Annotated in this window: 1 protein-coding gene; it reads right to left on the bottom strand. The window is 38.8% G+C overall.

All coding sequences use genetic code 11. The features are described 5' to 3' along the window. Positions 1–728, bottom strand: a 728-nt coding sequence (locus tag ACOI1D_RS21785) for a transposase (RefSeq protein ID WP_422504295.1), incomplete at its 3' end; no start/stop codon positions are given. Between the last annotated feature and the right edge of the window lie 27 nt (positions 729–755).

Here is a 755-nt window from a genome sequence, read left to right as displayed (position 1 = left end):
ACATCATCTAACGCCCAATAAACTTGTCGCATGAAGTGAAAACGATCCGCAATAATAAGTGGATCACCTAAAGCTTTTCGAACAGCCTGTTTAAAAGAATTCGATAAATCAATTACTACAACTTCAACATTACCAGTATCAACAGAGTTTAGATATTCCTTAATTGTGTCTACTTTTCTATCGGGCAAGATATCCAGAATCTCTTTATTTTCTACATCAACGACTACCGATTGAAACCTTTCTCCACCAGCATCTCCCTTGAATTCATCAATGGCAATAGCTCTAGGCAAAACCTTTTTTGTCTTTATGGTGTGTTTGTCGAATAGCCGCAATAATCGATTGGTTGTCATGCCCGCCAGCCGTGCAGCCGTTGTAAAAGAGCCAATGGCTGTATAACTCAGAGCAGTTGTTTGTAGAGAAGAAATACACCGTTGATAATGCCCAATCATTTGCAATCGCTCATAAAATGTATGATTACAATTTGTACAGAGATATCTCCTCTTTCGTAAAGAAATATGAACCTGGCGATCCGATAGGATCGGACCCTTTATCTTCTGTAATCGATAGCCATGAACCCGTTTCGTCTTTTGCTTACAAGCCATGCAGGCCTGTTTCCTTTTCTTCGTATAAAGCTCTATAAGTAACTCCCCAGAAGTCTCATCAATAGCCCACACATCTACATTTTTGTCTTTAATCCCTAACATTTTTATGATAAAATGACTTTGCACTCATTCCCTCTCCTTTTCCTTTTGTGT

The organism is Virgibacillus sp. DJP39 (assembly GCF_049310925.1).
Taxonomy (GTDB): Bacteria; Bacillota; Bacilli; order Bacillales; family Amphibacillaceae; genus Virgibacillus_F.
The sequence above is the reverse complement of the archived record's forward strand: the minus strand, read 5'-3'. Positions and strand labels throughout refer to the sequence as shown.